This window comes from Endozoicomonas elysicola (assembly GCF_000710775.1).
Taxonomy (GTDB): Bacteria; Pseudomonadota; Gammaproteobacteria; order Pseudomonadales; family Endozoicomonadaceae; genus Endozoicomonas; species Endozoicomonas elysicola.
Window position 1 is genome coordinate 4,149,471 of sequence record NZ_JOJP01000001.1, and the last position, 15,266, is coordinate 4,164,736.

Here is a 15,266-nt window from a genome sequence, read left to right on the forward strand (position 1 = left end):
TTCAAGGTACTGAATACCACTATAATATTGGTATTTTTCCACGTCGAGCATTTTTTACCAAAAGATTCACACCTAAATAACAGACTCAATCAAACTGTTAAGTAGGCAACTCAAGACCTGATAACGGTATTTATAGGTTTATCTCTGTATAGATAAGTCACCATTGCACTATGCTGAGTCACGCCAAACCTTCAATAAACCCGTCAACATTTGAGAAAAACGCATCATAACGGTACATTAACCTTTAACATTGGAAACCATGTGTTCCATCAGAAATAAGTAGCACAACGTGTTTTGTCGGGCTCAAGTTGTAACCAGAGGGCTGTTGAAGTAGTGCTGATTCAAAATGCACGGCAGCTTTACAGCAGATATTGTTTTCACGGGTAACTGCAGTTCAGAAATGCTTACTCAAAGAAGGGCTCGATGTTTTCAACTGATACTGATAACAAATAAAGGGAACATGCCTTGAAACATTTAAAACTCTTTCACCTCTTTACGGGTCTTTTGGCTTTCTTTCTCGTCATTGCCAGCATCACCGGACTGTATCAACCATCCCCTGAGACTGCTAACCCAAGCAACCCTGTTATTCCGTTGCTGCTTATGGCCGCTCTGGTTAATTTGATGTCAGGAGCCTACCTTTGCAGGCGTAACGGTGTTCACCGATGGCTCCAGGTAATCGGATCAATCCTGCTATTCTCAGCTATCGCCGCTGCTGTGGGCTTCGCCTATAACAGCACACTGATGATTTCCGGAGTTACGTTTGACCAGATTACCCTATTTACGATCAGTTCTGGCACCTTGTTTCATGTTTTAGCCAGCCTGAACAACCTGTTTACCTCACAGCCTGAGTTTAAGGACGGCTCTGACTGGGAAACCAACGACCGGGAAACCGGTTCTGTCAAATGGTTCAATGTCACTAAAGGATTTGGCTTTATCACTCGCGATGTGGGTGATGATATATTTGTACACTATCGCGCCATTCGCGGTGAAGGCCATCGTACCCTGAGTGAGGGACAACGAGTAGAGTTCACTGTGGTAGAAAAAGACAAAGGACTTCAGGCGGAAGATGTGATTGCCGCACCAAAAGGCAGATAGGCTTAGAACTTATCTTTTGGCTGGTGGCATAGCGTCCCCAGCCAAAAGAATTAAAAGCGATTTGAATCACTATCAATAATGAGGAGGAGGTAGCTCTTCCTGGCTTTCCAGCTGTTCAGCAGCCATCTCTTCAAATTGCTTTTTCAGCTGAGCAACTGCCTCCGTCAAACGCTCAATATCTCTCTGCTGCCGAGTCACCACTTCATTCAACTGTCCAATCGTATCTTCCTGGTAACTCAACTGAGTTTGCAGTTCAAGCAGTTCGTCTTGCATAATTTGATACTCCCACAGGCAACCGGCCAAACCACTTCCAGCAGATAAAAAAGATTGAGCAGTTCCACCTAAAGAGCGACTGGAAGTGGATTAATGTGCGCAGTCTACTCCTTGAACTTCAGCCTTCCAAATTTACCTCATTTCATCAGAATGAGCCCACTGAAAAGATGGCATTTCTGCTATTCCGCATTCCAGCTTTTTCATAATTTCTGAAAGTTCTTCTGCACTATAGGGCTGAGCAGGTTGCTTACCCCATACCGGCGCTGGCCAGGCCGCGTCATGGCTATAGCGAACGACATGATGAATATGGAGCTGTCGAACGACATTCCCAAGCGCTGCGACGTTCATTTTTTCTGCTGAGAACAGCACCTGCAGAATTTCTGCAAGAAAAGATGACTCAAAAAGCAGTTGTTGCTGAGTAGTTTCATCCAATTGATAAATCTCTTCAGCCCCCTTAATACGAGGCACCAGAATAAGCCATGGGTAATGGCTATCATTCATCAGCAGCAATCGACACACGGGAAAGTCACCAACAACCACACAATCTTTTGCCAGCTGGGCATCTAGTTCAAAGTCACTCACAGCACAACCCATCCACTGAAAATTAAATATAGAAGGTTTGTTTTCAAAAGAACCGTAAAGTTCCATTCCACCTGTATAGCCAGAGTTGTATGAATATATCGAGGATATTTAAGACAAATGATCAACAACAGGGGATTTTGAAACAGCGGTTGGTATAATAACCGCTTGGCCTTAAAATGGCGCTTTAATTGACTTATCCTTTTTTGAATACTTTTTTTGAATAACCCGGTAACACAACACATGAGAACCAGTCAGTACCTGATTCCAACCCTCAAGGAGACACCTGCCGATGCGGTAGTGATCAGCCATCAGCTGATGCTGCGCGCAGGCATGATCCGTAAACTGGCGTCTGGCCTTTATACCTGGCTGCCACTGGGTCTGAAAGTCCTGCAAAAAGTTGAAAATATCGTTCGGGAAGAGATGAACCGCTCCGGTGCCTTGGAAACACTGATGCCCGCTGTTCAACCAGCTGAATTATGGCAGGAAACCGGTCGATGGGATCAGTTTGGCTCCGAATTGCTTCGTTTTAAGGACCGCCATGGCCGTGACTTTATCATTGGCCCAACCCATGAAGAAGTCATCACTGATATTGCCCGCAATGATCTGAACAGCTACAAGCAACTGCCCATTAATCTTTACCAGATTCAGACTAAATTCCGCGATGAACGCCGTCCCCGTTTTGGCCTGATGCGCTGCCGTGAATTCCTGATGAAAGATGGATATTCTTTCCATGCTTCTGAAGAATGTCTGAAAGCAGAATACCAGAATATGCACAACACCTATTGCCGCATATTTGACCGTCTGGGCCTGGAGTACCGCCCAGTTCAGGCTGACAGCGGTGCGATCGGTGGCAGTGGTTCTCAGGAGTTCCACGTACTGGCCGAGTCTGGTGAAGACGCTATTGTTTTCAGTGATCAGAGCGACTATGCCGCCAATATTGAGAAAGCTGAAGCTCTGGCTCCGGAAGGTGATCGCCCAGCGCCATCTGAAGAGATGACACTGGTGGATACACCCGATGCCAAGACAATCGACCAACTGGTAGAGCAATTCAATCTCCCTGTTGAGAAAACCATCAAAACCCTGATCGTTTCTGCGGCAGAAGAAGCTGACTATGAGTTTGTCGCCCTGCTGATTCGCGGTGATCATGAGCTGAATGAAATAAAAGCGGAAAATCTTGCCGACGTAGCCTCTCCTCTGCAATTTGCTACAGATGAAGAGATCAAATCAATCATGGGTGCTGGCGCGGGCTCTCTTGGTCCAGTGAATAGCCCTATCCCTGTGATTGTGGATCGTACTGTCGCTAAAATGGCGGATTTCGGTGCCGGTGCCAATATCGAAGGAAAACACTATTTCGGTATTAACTGGGGTCGTGATTGTTCTTTCAGTCGTATTGAAGACTTGCGCAACATCAAAGAAGGCGACCCAAGCCCTTGCGGTAAAGGCACACTGTATATCAAGCGCGGTATTGAAGTGGGGCATATCTTCCAGCTGGGCACCAAATATAGCGAGTCAATGAATGCCACGGTTCTCAGTGACAACGGCAAAAGTATTCCACTGGCGATGGGCTGCTATGGCATCGGCGTGTCCAGAACGGTTGCTGCCTCCATTGAGCAAAACTATGATGATCGCGGCATCATCTGGCCGGAAGCCATTGCGCCTTTCCAGATAGCACTGGTACCTCTGAAGATTGAGAAATCCGAAGTCGTTCGTGATGCTGCGGAGAAAATGTATCAAGAGCTGACTGAAGCAGGCTTTGAAGTTCTGATGGACGACAGAAAAGCTAGCCCCGGGGTGAAGTTTGCCGATATGGAGCTTATTGGTATTCCCCATCGCGTCGTGCTCAGCGACCGTGGACTGGCCGATGGAATGGTGGAATATAAACACCGAACCGCCACCGATAAAGAAGACGTTCAGCTCAGTGATATCATCGAATTACTCAAAAGCCGTATTACCCGCTAACAGCTTTTTATTATTTGCTGAAGGCGCTTTGCCAAAACAAACCACCAGACCCAGAGCCCTGATCAGGGCCCTGGTTCTGGTGGTTGCGGTTACTTTTGGAGCTACCCCTCCCTCCCATGCGGAGTGGCAAGATCCATTACTGCAGGAGGTATTGTCCCGTTCACTGGATCAATCCAGTAGCTTTGATGATGAGTTTGAAGCAGAGGTATGGCTGGTTGATATGTCAGCCAGACTCGCCCGGTTTATTAAAGACCCGGAACTTCGTCTTCAGCTGCTCAAAATGATTCACTTCGAAGCCTCAAAGGTGGAACTGCAACCAGAACTGGTGCTGGCTCTGATTCAAACAGAGTCCGCATTTGACCAATACGCGGTGTCATCAGCTGGAGCGCAGGGTTTGATGCAAATCATGCCTTTCTGGAAAGATGTGATTGGCAGAAACCAGGACAACCTGATTAAGATTCAGACCAATCTGCGTTATGGCTGCACAATCCTTAGCTTTTACCTTGAGAAAGAGAAGGGTAACCTGACCAGGGCACTGGCCAGATATAACGGAAGCCTGGGTAAAACCTGGTATCCAGAGCGGGTCTTAAACAACTGGGAGCGCCACTGGGTAGTGAATTAGCAGGCTATCCAAAAATCAATGGCACTGACTTAAGCTTAAAAGCCCCGAAAACATGGGGATTGATACAGGTTGAGAGATTTGAATTGGAACCACAAAACACACAAAGAACATCTTTTCCTTTGTGCTCTTTGTGGTTCTCAATCGTAGGGCGCCTTAAATCCTACGTATGGCAAGGCTTTCACTCTTAAATCAGTGCCATTGATCCAAAACAGTCTCTTAACCCGTGGTAAATGAGTCGAATACCTGCAGGGATTCTTCTGCAATCGTAATATTAAGCACCTTGGCTAAAGGTGGTCCTTTATGAAGCCACAACTCAAGTTTCTCCACAGCATCCAGCGGACCACACATTAATACTTCTACCCGGCCATCCGGCAGATTTCTTGCCCAGCCACTGATGCCCAGTCGACGAGCTCTCTCCTGGGTCGAGCCTCGAAACCAGACGCCCTGCACCCGACCTTCAACAAATGCCCTTTTACAAATATCACCCATTGGAGGACTCTTCCCGCTGTTGTAGAGTTAGCGACTGACTTAGCTGTTGAACCTGCTCTTCAAGGCTTTGCTTAGTCTGTGGGCCAAACAGTTTGGCCATTACTTTGCCTTTTGGCGAAATAATATAGGTCGCAGGCAGAACCTGGGGAGGAGGAATATTCAACGCTGTCAGTGGGGACTCCTGCAGCACAGGAAAACGGATATCCAGTGCTTTTGCCTTATTGACCAGTGACTCCCCCTGACTGCTGTCAAAGTCGACACCAAGCACTCGAACCTGACCATCACTGGCCAGCTCATTCAATTCTGGCACTTCATCACGGCAGGGATCACACCATTCCGCCCAGAAATTAAGAGCCAGCCACTGCCCCTGCTCACTGGCAAGGGAGACCGGTTCCCCATTTAAATCAGTAAAGGTAACTGGTTTGGTACAGGCCACCAGAGCACTGAACAGTAAAAAAACCAGAAAGTATTCCAACGTTTTTTTTATCTTCACGAATACCTCCAGACACACACTTTCACCACAGAGGGGTACAGACATAAGAATACCTGCACCCCTTCCGTAAAGTCAGCTTGTCAAAGCCATTAGCCAATAAAAACGGCTTTACCAGCCGATTCGAGGGCAACTTCCCGTGCCAGCTCAACAGACTCAGCCGACGCAAGCACAACCCCCATCCGTCTAGCCCCGTGCAGCTCAGGTTTACCAAACAGACGCAATTCAGTATTAGCCACAGACAGCACCTGATCAAGATTCTCAAAGGCCGGACTTGTGGAGTTTCCACTGACCTTAATCACTGCCGATGCTGAAGGGCGATATTGAGTGATGCCAGGCACCGGCAATCCCAAAATAGCACGAACATGCAGTGCAAACTCACTGAGATTCTGGGAAATCATGGTGACCATACCCGTGTCATGGGGTCTTGGTGATACTTCATTAAAGAAGACATCATCGCCTTTAATAAACAGCTCTACCCCAAAAACACCATAACCTCCAAGCGCATCGGTAATAGCACCAGCAATCCGTTCAGCTTCCGCCAGGGCCACGGATGACATCTGCTGAGGTTGCCAGGATTCAACATAGTCGCCATCTTTCTGTTGATGACCAATCGGTGGACAGAAAAGCGTTCCTTGACGTGAACGAACCGTCAGCAGAGTTATCTCGTAGTCAAACTCAACAAAACCTTCAACAATTACGCGGGTCTTTGCAGCCCGACCTGACTCAAGCGCATGCTTCCAGGCAGTCGCAACATCTGCTGCTTCACGCAGCACAGTCTGCCCTTTGCCAGAAGAACTCATCACTGGCTTAACCACATTGGGAAAACCAACCCAGTCTGCTGCTTCTTTTAATGCCTGTTCTGATTCAGCAAAACGGTAGGCCGATGTGGGCAGTCCAAGTTCTTCAGCAGCCAGACGACGAATACCTTCACGATCCATGGTCAGCTGTGTAGCCCGGGCACAGGGAACAACAACACTGGTTCCGGCCTTTTCAATATCCACCAGCACATCAGTAGCAATGGCTTCAATTTCCGGAACGATATAGTGCGGTTTTTCTTCCTCGATCAATGCTGACAGGGCTTCACGGTTAAGCATATCAATGACACGACTGCGGTGAGCCACTTGCATAGCAGGCGCATTGGCATAGCGATCTACTGCAATGACTTCAACACCCAGACGCTGAAACTCAATGGCAACTTCTTTGCCCAGCTCGCCTGCACCCAGCAATAACACACGGGTTGCTGACAACGCCAAAGGTGTTCCGATTGATACCATCAGGTATTACTCCAGAAGGGTTTATCCCCGTCATACTTGAAGCTCCCGGGATGTGGGCAAAGCCCTCTTGCCCCCTATCTGCAACTCCAAATTACTTCGGGTATAGTGGTGGGATGATCAGGGCATTATTTTGCTGATCAATCACTTTTAGAGCAATAGGATCCACTGGTCATTTAGACAATAACTGATCCAGTGAACAATCCAGTGCTTCCAAACGAGCACTGTTCACTGCCTGAGCTCTTTGAACTAAGTCAGAGAGCCAATTGGGTTCATCAGTAATGAGTATATTCTGAAGCTGCTCATCCTGAGGCATCGGCCAGGGCAACTGCTCACAGAAAGCAAACAGGCTGATCTGCCGAAGGTCCTTGGCCAGAATCCATTCACCACCATCATTTTTACTGATCAACCCCATTTCCATCAGCCGGGAGGTATGACATTCCCAGTCATCAAGTGAAACCGGAAGATCACGCTTCTGCAGATCGGTGTAATGTAACCCCTGGCCCTGCTCAAACTTTTCCTGCAACTGCTTAAGGATTAATAGAATCGAAATCAGCGGGTGTGGGCGCTCACCACGGGACTGCTTACCATAAAGGTCAAGCGATCGGACCAATACCGCTCCGAACAGCACCATCAACCAACTGAGATACACCCAGAGCAGAAAGAGAGGCACTGCTGCAAAGGCACCGTATATCAGATGATAGGTAGGCGACAAAGTAATAAACAAGGTAAAACCGACCTTGGCCAGTTCAACCAGAATGGCAACAAACACCGCACCGACCAGCGCATGACGAACCGGTACTTTCCTGTTGGGCACAGCCGTATACAGTAAGGTCAGGACTAATGTACTCAGACAAACGGGCATCAGGCGCAGAAGCCACTGCTCTCCACCCAGAATGGCCGTGGTATCAGAAACCAGCTTAAGAGAAGCCAGATAGGAGGTCGCAAGAAAGCCAGCACTCAACAGAACCGGGCCTAGGCTGAGAATGGCCCAGTACAGCAGAAAACCGGACATCCCCCGACGAACATGCGTCACCTGCCAGATATTATTCAGAGCCTTATCAATGGTTCTCAGCATCAGAAAGGAAGTGACCAGCAGGAAAGCGATACCAATACTGGTTAATTTTCTGGCCTGTTTGGAAAAATCGTTCAGATAGGATTGAACCATCTCCCCGGTAGACGGGACAAAGCTCTCGAAGATAAAGTTCTGAATGGAGTCCCCAACATCCTGAAGGCTGGGTACCGCCGAGAGGATGCTGTAGGTCACTGTCATCAATGGCACAACAGCAAACAGCGTTGTATAGGTCAGTGCCGCTGCATTTTCGATACACCGGTTATCCAGAAAGCGTTTAATAACCGCCGTGACAAAACTTTTGAGAGACAACCAGAGTTGAGGAACCATTGCCATAAAAAACTTCCTGTCATGCGGAGCAACCATGCTAACAAACCATCCGGGAAAAATCTGTTTCCCATTAATAAAATATTGCAGTTAAGTCTCAGGCTCTGTTAACACCATTCAGACGACAGACCAGCCGGAACTGCCTTGGCGAGAGCTGAGTGTGCCTGCGGAAAAATTTGGCCATATTCGTCGCAGCATCGAACCCGGTTTTCTGTGAAATTTCCGATATGGGTTCATTACTGAATGCCAACAGTCGCTTGATTTCCTGCAACAACCGGATATCCAGAAGCTCCTTCACCGAGTGGCCGGTATTGTCCCTGGCAATCTTGTTCAGTTGTTTTCCAGTCACTCCCAAGACAGCCGCATATTGGCTCACATTACGCGAAAATAGAAACTCAGACTCGATTAGCGCTTTCAGCTGGTCGTAGGGATTCCCACCAGCATGATCCGAGCAGCGCTCCATCAAAGATCGATACTGCCTGACCACCGTTTTCAGCATTATGGTTCTTAGCAGGGTTCTCACAATTTCTCCGCTGTAAAACGGACTATCACTGATCATCTCGCTTTGAATCGCCTGAAACAAACTGAGCAGCGACAAGTCCTCATCTTCCAGCGTGTTAATGGAAGATAATGAGGTCATCATGAAATCCTGACATGAGTCATCCCGGTTAAGGCGCAGAGACTCATCATCAAATGACAGGACAAAGCCAGCAACGGAAGGGTTGTAACAAAACTGATGAACCTGGTATCGGGAAAGAAAAAAAACGGTTCCGGGTTTCAGGCTGTACTTTTTATAATCAATAAAATGCTCACCCTTACCGGAAGTAATATAAATGATCGCATTAAAACAGATCCGGTGAGGCTTGATAGCCTGAGACAACCTGAGCTGATAAAACTGATCCATAGAAGACAGGTATAGATTACTGCCCTCAGTCGCCTCGGAAAGGTAAACGCTGTCAATATCTCGGTGTTGCATATAGCACGATGAAAACTAAACGGTGGATGCTCAGCTGGAATCTACCATGTTTGCAATAAGGAAGGTTAATAATTATTCAAAGAACAGGCATTGCACAAAATTCAACCAGATGGATATAAAAAATTCAGATACCGTCGGCAAGTATCAAACATATAAGAATAACATCCGATTAAAATAAAATTACGTCAGCAAAATAATAAGGAAACGTCAATAAATTCTATAGGAAATGTAAGTGAAGCGTTTTCTTCTGGTGGCATTACTGACCACAGCCCCCCTCTTTTCTCTGGCAGACTTCAGCCTGGTAACCGGTAATATTCAGTTTCATGACGATCCTGAAATGAATGGCACCGACGCAAGCATGATGCTTGAGTTTAATCATTTCCTGGTGAATAACATTGACCGCGGACGGATGAGGCTGTTTGGTCGATTCGATGGTATTGTCGTAGGCGAGGTTGTTGAAGGCCGAAAAGGCAATAGTCCATTTGTCACCGTTGGCCTGGAACAGGAATACAATCTCACCGATAAATTCTGGATCGCTGCCGGTTACCATCATACCATGCTGGAGGGAGAGCTTGTTTCAGCGCGTCCTCTGGTAAAAGCCGGGTATTTTTTTAACGACCAGCTTTCCTTTAAACATCGCACCCGCTTTCATATTGATAAGACGGGCACTAAAGACGACGATGTCTATACCAATACCTACCTCATTTACAAACTGTCAAACCTTCCGGCCACGCTCCAATACAACCATGCGAAATTATGGGAAGTAAACTCAACCGATCATGAGTTTCAGATCGCCTGGAACAGAAAAGGATTTCAACCATACATTGAGTATCGTGACCAGAAAGATGGGGAAACCAGTGCTTTTGTGCTGGGGGGATCCGTCAAGTTTTAGCGCATTCTGACAGAAACCCAATCCGGCGGACCAGACTCAGCTGGCCGCCAACTTATATGACACCTGTCAATTATATTGTCGAAAGTCCCGAAATGATCACCAAAGGGAATCATCTGACCATTTCAGATGAATACCTACTACGTACACTGCATCTCATTTTAATAACCGTAATAATACCGGACTTATGGAGTAGCCGTGACTGACAGCAGCACGCGTGATGGCTTCAACACATCACGAAGAGACTTTCTTAAATTTGGGGGGCTGGCCGCAGCAGGCACCACACTGGGTGCAGCAGCAGGCGCAGGTTTTGTACTGGGGCGGGACCCTGATGCCAATGTCGGCTGGGGCCGGACTGAAGCGGGTAAAGACATGTTCTTTAACCGCAAGCCTTTTGAAGTGGATCATGCGCCGACACTGGAAATCGTTGGTCCGGTAGAACGGCCTGAATGGAGTGATTTCCTGTTCAACCGTTACCCGGTTATTGGTCAGGCCATTATGGATGGCTGGAACCCGAATAACGGCTGGGAAACCATCGAGGATGAGCGGGTTCGGGAATATTATTCACGACATCCTGATCGCTGGCCGGAAATGTTACAGGCGTTTGTGGAAATGGACCGTCGCAGCCAGCACCGGGGAAAACACAGAGATCGCTTCGCTCTGGCCTGGGCCTATGGCAATGCCTACGACAAAGGGTTGATGACCGCCAACTTCCCTCCGGTTCCCTATGAACACCCGGATGTTGATGACTTCAAGTGGGTTAAGGGAGAACCGGCAAAATTCAAGTCACCCGCCCACGCATCAAAACTGGTCAAACAGATGGCTTTCAAGTTTGGCATGAGCATTGTCGGTATCACCAAACTGGATCACAGTTTCGTCTTTAAAAACATGATGCGCATGGGGGGCAGCAACCGGAACTGGGGCGACGAAGTGCCCAAGCACTGGAAAAACATCATTGTCTTCGGCGCTCCTATGAACTGGGACCCAATGTATGCCGCTGCTGGCTATTCTACGTCTTATGACGCTTATTTCCGGGCTCGTATGGCGACCGGCCTGATGACAGCCTGGCTGGGTGAACTGGGTTATGCCGGGCGCCCACAATGGCCTGGTCGTGACTATGAAGTCATTTTGCCACCCATTGCCATTCAGGCCGGCATGGGTGAGGCCTCTCGAAACGGCTGCCTGATGACACCAGAACTGGGCCCGAACATTCGTCTGGCGGCAGTGATTACCAACCTCGATCTTGAGCCTGACAAGCCGGTGAACCTCCACATGCGGGAGTTCTGTGAAGAGTGCAAAATCTGTGCAGATGCCTGCCCAAGTGGATCCATCTCTCAGGCGGATAAGCCTGACGATGTTGTCCGTGGCTATAAAAAATTCAAGTTCAACCAGGACAGCTGCTTCCGTTTCTGGAGTACCGCACCCACCGATAATGGTAAGGGTTGTCGCATATGCATCGCCGTATGCCCATACACCCGGAAAAACAACTGGATTCACACCGTGGTGAAAGAGATGGACCCCAGGGACCCATCCGGAATCACTCGTAAAGCACTGCTGGCCATGCAGCACAACTTCTTCTACTACCCGGAAGCGGAGGCCTACCACCCAGACTGGACCGGCGGTAATTTTGCCGGTTACCACGAACCACCGGAATGGCTGCGCACCGAAAACTATCTGGATGTAGAAAAAACCTGGGAATACGACGGCAACTGGGAGGGTTTCTAAATGTTTCCACAATCCACACTGCTCGACCCTCTTTTCTGGATGGTACTGGGTGCAATACAGGTGCTGGTATTTGCCGGCGCCAATGAATGGGCAAAACACTATCGGCTTAATATGAATTGGTGGAAATGGGCCCTCGCCGGTGGCTGGTGGTTCAGCTTTGCCCTGACCGTTGCCGGCGCTTTCACCCTGCTGGGAGAAAATGAAGGCAATGCAGGCTGGTACTTCCTTGGTTTTGTCGGTACCGGACTGATCATCGCGGGTGTAATACTCCTGCAGCTCATCTTAAAACTCCGTAACGCATAATCAATAGGCGCGGAATTATTATTAATTCAGCGCCTGCCTCATCTTAATTACAGATCAGTAATTACTGACCTGGATCAAAAACCTACCCCAAGGGCATTTTTCTACCTTTTTCCGGTATTTTCTGACCTTTTAAGCAGACTGCTGATCCTTATGATGGGCAACATTTTATCGCTCTGGCGAAATTGCCACCAAGTATGCCCATGATTTCTCAAAAATGGCTGGAGCTCTTCCAACAGCTTCAGCAGCAAACACACCCGTTTATTTCAGAGCCAGAGCTTCAGGAGCGACTGGAAACCCGACTTAACTTTCTCTCCAGTCAGTTCAGTAACCTCTCCCAGAAAGAGGACCCGCGCCATAAGGACTGGCTGGAGCATGAAACGGTTGCATCGGTCATCAGTGAACTGATGGGCAGGGAGCGGTTTTCTCCGGATGAGCTCAGAGCGCTGTTCAACCTGTTAATGCAGGTACAGCTGAGTCAGGTTGCACTGATTGTGATTAATCATGCTCAGTCAAAAATACCCGACGACGAGATTGCATTGAAACGTGGTCTCATCTTCCAGCAGATGGGTGAGCAGGAACAGGCACTGGACAGCCTCAACAACGCCTGTGAACTGAACCCCGATAACCATCTGGCCTTTTACCATCGAGGTTTCTGTCTGTTACTGGCAGGGAACATGGAGCAGGCGACAGAATCCTTTAAAACCTGCACCGAGCTGGCGCCGGACTTTGTTGGCGGTTATCAAAATCTTGCCGGTTGTTATTACCAGCAAAGTGAGTTTGAGCTGGCAGTCAGTCAGTGTGAAGCGGTTTTTCAACGCAACCAGACCATTACACCCGCCTACATCACCGCCTTAAGTGCTTATATGGCACTGAATGATCTGGACAATGTCGGTATCTGGCTGGAGCGGGTAGAAGCACATCAGATTGTTTCACCGGAACTTTATCGACTGCACGGTCTGTATTCAGCGGCGAAAGAAGATCATGAAACCGCTGTTGACCAGTTTTCGGCCTACCTGGAGATCGCCGAAAGCAGCTTTGATGTCCTGCACTTCCGGGCGAAATCCCTCGCTGCGTCGGGACAGTGGCAACCCCTCCTTGACGACCTGGACATACTGCTGAGTATTGATGACAACGATCACTGGTGTCTTGAGCACCTGTTTCTTGCCCACTATCACTTGCAACACTGGTCAGATGCAGAACTCGTTTTCCAGAAACTGACGACACTGTCCGATCACTACCTTCACCACTTTCATCAAGAGCTGAAAGTCATTCGCTCTGAACACGCTGAACCGATTACTTTTGTTACAACCGGAGTTTAATGTGTCTAATCAAGTCAACGGTGAAGGTGCAGCCGTCACTTCCCGCCGTAATTTTCTTAAACTGGGGGGACTGGCAGCTGCAGGTACCACCATTGGTGCTGCCGCCGGTGCAGGCTTTGTTCTGGGACGGGATCCTGACGCCAATGTTGGCTGGGGCAGAACCGAAGCGGGTAAAGATATGTTCTTTAACCGCAAACCGTTCGAGGTAGATCATGCTCCGACCCTGGAGGTTGTGGGCCCTATCGAACGCCCGGAATGGGAAGACTACCTGTTCAACCGCTTCCCGGTCATTGGCAAAGCCATTCAGGATGGCTGGGACCCCAACAATGGCTGGGAAACCCTGGAAGATGAACAGGTCAAAAAATACTACGCCCGTCATCCTGACCGCTGGCCGGAAATGCTGCAGGCATTTGTTGAACAGAACCATCGTGCTCAGCACCGGGAGAAGCACCGTGATCGTTTTGCCCTGGCCTGGGCCAATGGTCGCTCCTGGCTGAAAGGTCTGGAGCAATCCAATTTCCCGCCCAAGCCGGTGGACCATCCCGATATTGACGATTTCAAATGGGTACAGGGTGAACCCGCCGAGCTCCAGTCTCCAGCTCACGCCTCAAAGCTGATTAAAAAAATGGTCTTTACCTTTGGTGCCAGCATCGTCGGTATTACCAAACTGGACCCGGCATTTGTCTTCAAAAACATGATGCGCATGAAAGGTGGTAACCGTAACTGGGGTGAGGATATTCCAAAACACTGGAAAAACATCATCGTCTTTGGTGTGCCCATGAACTGGGACCCAATGTATGCCGCCGCCGGTTACTCCACCTCCTACGACGGCTATTTCCGAGCCAAAACCGCTTCTGGGCTGCTTGCAGCCTGGTTAGGAGAACTGGGTTATGCGGCCAGACCACAATGGCCGGGTGGTGATTATGAAACGGTATTGCCGCCCATCGCGATTCAGGCTGGCATGGGCGAATCCGCTCGCAACGGTGTCCTGATCACACCGGAGCTTGGACCAAACATACGACTGGCGGCAGTGATTACCAACCTGGATCTTGAGCCGGACAAACCCATTAATACCCATGTCCGGGCATTCTGTGAAGAGTGCAAAATCTGCGCGGATGCCTGCCCCAGTGGCTCCATCTCCAAAGCCAGCAAACCGGATTCCGTGGTTCGTGGTTTCAGAAAATTCGCGTTTAATCAGGACAGTTGCTATCGCTTCTGGAGTACAGCCCCGACCGACAGCGGCAAGGGTTGTCGCGTCTGTATTGCCGTATGTCCTTACACACGGAAAAACAACTGGATTCACACCATCGTGAAAGAGATGGACCCCAGAGACCCTACCGGCATCACCCGTAAAACGTTGCTGGCCATGCAGCACAACTTCTTCTATTACCCGGAAGCAGAAGCGTATCACCCTGACTGGACTGGCGGTAATTTTGCCGGCTACCACGAACCACCGGAGTGGCTGCGTTCGGAAAACTACCTCAAGGTCACCAAAACCTGGGAATACGATGGCAACTGGGAGGGCTTCTGATGTTTCCTCAATCAACACTGCTGGATCCACCATTCTGGATGCTTCTTGGTGCCCTTCAGGTACTGGTCTTTGCCGGGGCAGGTCAGTGGGCAAAACATGTTCAGCTGGCCATGAACTGGTGGAAATGGTCTTTGGTCGGCGGCTGGTGGTTCAGCCTGCTGCTAACCATCGCCGGCGCCTTTACCCTGCTGGGTGAAAATGAAGGCAATGCTGGCTGGTACTTCCTTGGTTTTGTTGGCACTGGCCTGATTGTGGGTGGGGCCATATTGCTCAAAGTACTGTTTGTGCTCAACAAACCGGCCGCAAATCAATCCTGATAATAACCGGGGCCACAGGGCCC

16 protein-coding genes are annotated in these 15,266 nt (G+C 49.0%); 9 read left to right on the plus strand and 7 right to left on the minus strand.

Annotated features, from left to right (window positions below):
• The first annotated feature begins 465 nt into the window (after window positions 1-465).
• Entirely contained in the window at window positions 466-1,095 is a 630-nt protein-coding gene (locus GV64_RS26285; protein ID WP_020584774.1) for a cold-shock protein, read from the plus strand.
• Window positions 1,096-1,167: 72 nt separating this feature from the next.
• Here the strand turns inward: GV64_RS26285 and GV64_RS17500 are convergent, their stop codons facing one another.
• Together GV64_RS17500 and GV64_RS17505 are read right to left on the minus strand one after the other, a co-directional pair.
• Window positions 1,168-1,368 (minus strand): SlyX family protein, encoded by a 201-nt coding sequence (locus GV64_RS17500; protein WP_026258601.1) that lies wholly within the window; start codon window positions 1,366-1,368, stop codon window positions 1,168-1,170.
• 132 nt (window positions 1,369-1,500) lie between these two features.
• A complete protein-coding gene (locus tag GV64_RS17505; protein ID WP_236632967.1) occupies window positions 1,501-1,950 on the minus strand; it encodes an HIT domain-containing protein in 450 nt (149 codons plus the stop codon).
• A gap of 240 nt (window positions 1,951-2,190) precedes the next feature.
• Between GV64_RS17505 and GV64_RS17510 the strand changes: the two genes are divergently transcribed.
• Both GV64_RS17510 and GV64_RS17515 read left to right on the plus strand, forming a co-directional pair.
• Window positions 2,191-3,909, plus strand: a complete 1,719-nt coding sequence (locus GV64_RS17510; protein WP_020584777.1) for a proline--tRNA ligase — start codon at window positions 2,191-2,193, stop codon at window positions 3,907-3,909.
• A complete protein-coding gene (locus GV64_RS17515; protein ID WP_236632968.1) occupies window positions 3,869-4,531 on the plus strand; it encodes a lytic transglycosylase domain-containing protein in 663 nt (220 codons plus the stop codon). The genes GV64_RS17510 and GV64_RS17515 overlap by 41 nt, the downstream gene beginning before the upstream one ends.
• A gap of 216 nt (window positions 4,532-4,747) precedes the next feature.
• On the opposite strand, the gene GV64_RS17520 is transcribed toward GV64_RS17515, so the two are convergent.
• The 5 genes from GV64_RS17520 to GV64_RS17540 all read right to left on the minus strand — a co-directional run bounded on the left by GV64_RS17520 (window position 4,748) and on the right by GV64_RS17540 (window position 9,159).
• Window positions 4,748-5,020 (minus strand): acylphosphatase, encoded by a 273-nt coding sequence (locus tag GV64_RS17520; RefSeq protein WP_020584779.1) that lies wholly within the window; start codon window positions 5,018-5,020, stop codon window positions 4,748-4,750.
• Window positions 5,013-5,513, minus strand: coding sequence for a TlpA family protein disulfide reductase (locus GV64_RS17525; protein WP_157237117.1), 501 nt, complete (start codon window positions 5,511-5,513; stop codon window positions 5,013-5,015). The genes GV64_RS17520 and GV64_RS17525 overlap by 8 nt, the downstream gene beginning before the upstream one ends.
• An 89-nt stretch (window positions 5,514-5,602) precedes the next feature.
• Window positions 5,603-6,787, minus strand: a complete 1,185-nt coding sequence (purT, locus tag GV64_RS17530; protein WP_020584781.1) for a formate-dependent phosphoribosylglycinamide formyltransferase — start codon at window positions 6,785-6,787, stop codon at window positions 5,603-5,605.
• Window positions 6,788-6,956: 169 nt separating this feature from the next.
• On the minus strand, window positions 6,957-8,192 hold the full coding sequence (locus GV64_RS17535; protein ID WP_020584782.1) for a YihY family inner membrane protein: 1,236 nt from the start codon (window positions 8,190-8,192) through the stop codon (window positions 6,957-6,959).
• 88 nt (window positions 8,193-8,280) lie between these two features.
• Entirely contained in the window at window positions 8,281-9,159 is an 879-nt protein-coding gene (locus tag GV64_RS17540; RefSeq protein ID WP_020584783.1) for an AraC family transcriptional regulator, read from the minus strand.
• A 232-nt stretch (window positions 9,160-9,391) separates the two neighbouring features.
• Between GV64_RS17540 and GV64_RS17545 the strand changes: the two genes are divergently transcribed.
• From GV64_RS17545 to GV64_RS17570, 6 genes are all read left to right on the plus strand, one after another.
• Entirely contained in the window at window positions 9,392-10,051 is a 660-nt protein-coding gene (locus GV64_RS17545; protein ID WP_020584784.1) for a hypothetical protein, read from the plus strand.
• Window positions 10,052-10,246: 195 nt separating this feature from the next.
• On the plus strand, window positions 10,247-11,773 hold the full coding sequence (locus GV64_RS17550; RefSeq protein ID WP_020584785.1) for a 4Fe-4S dicluster domain-containing protein: 1,527 nt from the start codon (window positions 10,247-10,249) through the stop codon (window positions 11,771-11,773).
• A complete protein-coding gene (locus GV64_RS17555) occupies window positions 11,774-12,076 on the plus strand; it encodes a hypothetical protein (RefSeq protein WP_020584786.1) in 303 nt (100 codons plus the stop codon). It abuts the gene before it with no gap.
• 200 nt (window positions 12,077-12,276) lie between these two features.
• Window positions 12,277-13,395, plus strand: coding sequence for a tetratricopeptide repeat protein (locus GV64_RS17560; protein ID WP_157237118.1), 1,119 nt, complete (start codon window positions 12,277-12,279; stop codon window positions 13,393-13,395).
• A gap of 1 nt (window position 13,396) precedes the next feature.
• Window positions 13,397-14,926, plus strand: a complete 1,530-nt coding sequence (locus tag GV64_RS17565) for a 4Fe-4S dicluster domain-containing protein (RefSeq protein ID WP_020584788.1) — start codon at window positions 13,397-13,399, stop codon at window positions 14,924-14,926.
• Complete coding sequence (locus GV64_RS17570; RefSeq protein ID WP_020584789.1) at window positions 14,926-15,243, plus strand: hypothetical protein; 318 nt, start codon at window positions 14,926-14,928, stop codon at window positions 15,241-15,243. Before GV64_RS17565 ends, GV64_RS17570 begins: the two co-directional genes overlap by 1 nt.
• The last annotated feature ends 23 nt before the right edge of the window (window positions 15,244-15,266 follow it).

What these genes read in the sequence shown, in the direction of transcription:
- GV64_RS17510 (WP_020584777.1), top strand. Translation starts at nt 2,191, where the DNA reads ATGAGAACCAGTCAGTACCTGATTCCAACCCTCAAGGAGACACCTGCC.
- purT (WP_020584781.1), bottom strand. Translation starts at nt 6,787, where the DNA reads ATGGTATCAATCGGAACACCTTTGGCGTTGTCAGCAACCCGTGTGTTA.
- GV64_RS17540 (WP_020584783.1), bottom strand. Translation starts at nt 9,159, where the DNA reads ATGCAACACCGAGATATTGACAGCGTTTACCTTTCCGAGGCGACTGAG.
- GV64_RS17500 (WP_026258601.1), bottom strand. Translation starts at nt 1,368, where the DNA reads ATGCAAGACGAACTGCTTGAACTGCAAACTCAGTTGAGTTACCAGGAA.
- GV64_RS17535 (WP_020584782.1), bottom strand. Translation starts at nt 8,192, where the DNA reads ATGGCAATGGTTCCTCAACTCTGGTTGTCTCTCAAAAGTTTTGTCACG.
- GV64_RS17520 (WP_020584779.1), bottom strand. Translation starts at nt 5,020, where the DNA reads ATGGGTGATATTTGTAAAAGGGCATTTGTTGAAGGTCGGGTGCAGGGC.
- GV64_RS17555 (WP_020584786.1), top strand. Translation starts at nt 11,774, where the DNA reads ATGTTTCCACAATCCACACTGCTCGACCCTCTTTTCTGGATGGTACTG.
- GV64_RS17560 (WP_157237118.1), top strand. Translation starts at nt 12,277, where the DNA reads ATGATTTCTCAAAAATGGCTGGAGCTCTTCCAACAGCTTCAGCAGCAA.
- GV64_RS17570 (WP_020584789.1), top strand. Translation starts at nt 14,926, where the DNA reads ATGTTTCCTCAATCAACACTGCTGGATCCACCATTCTGGATGCTTCTT.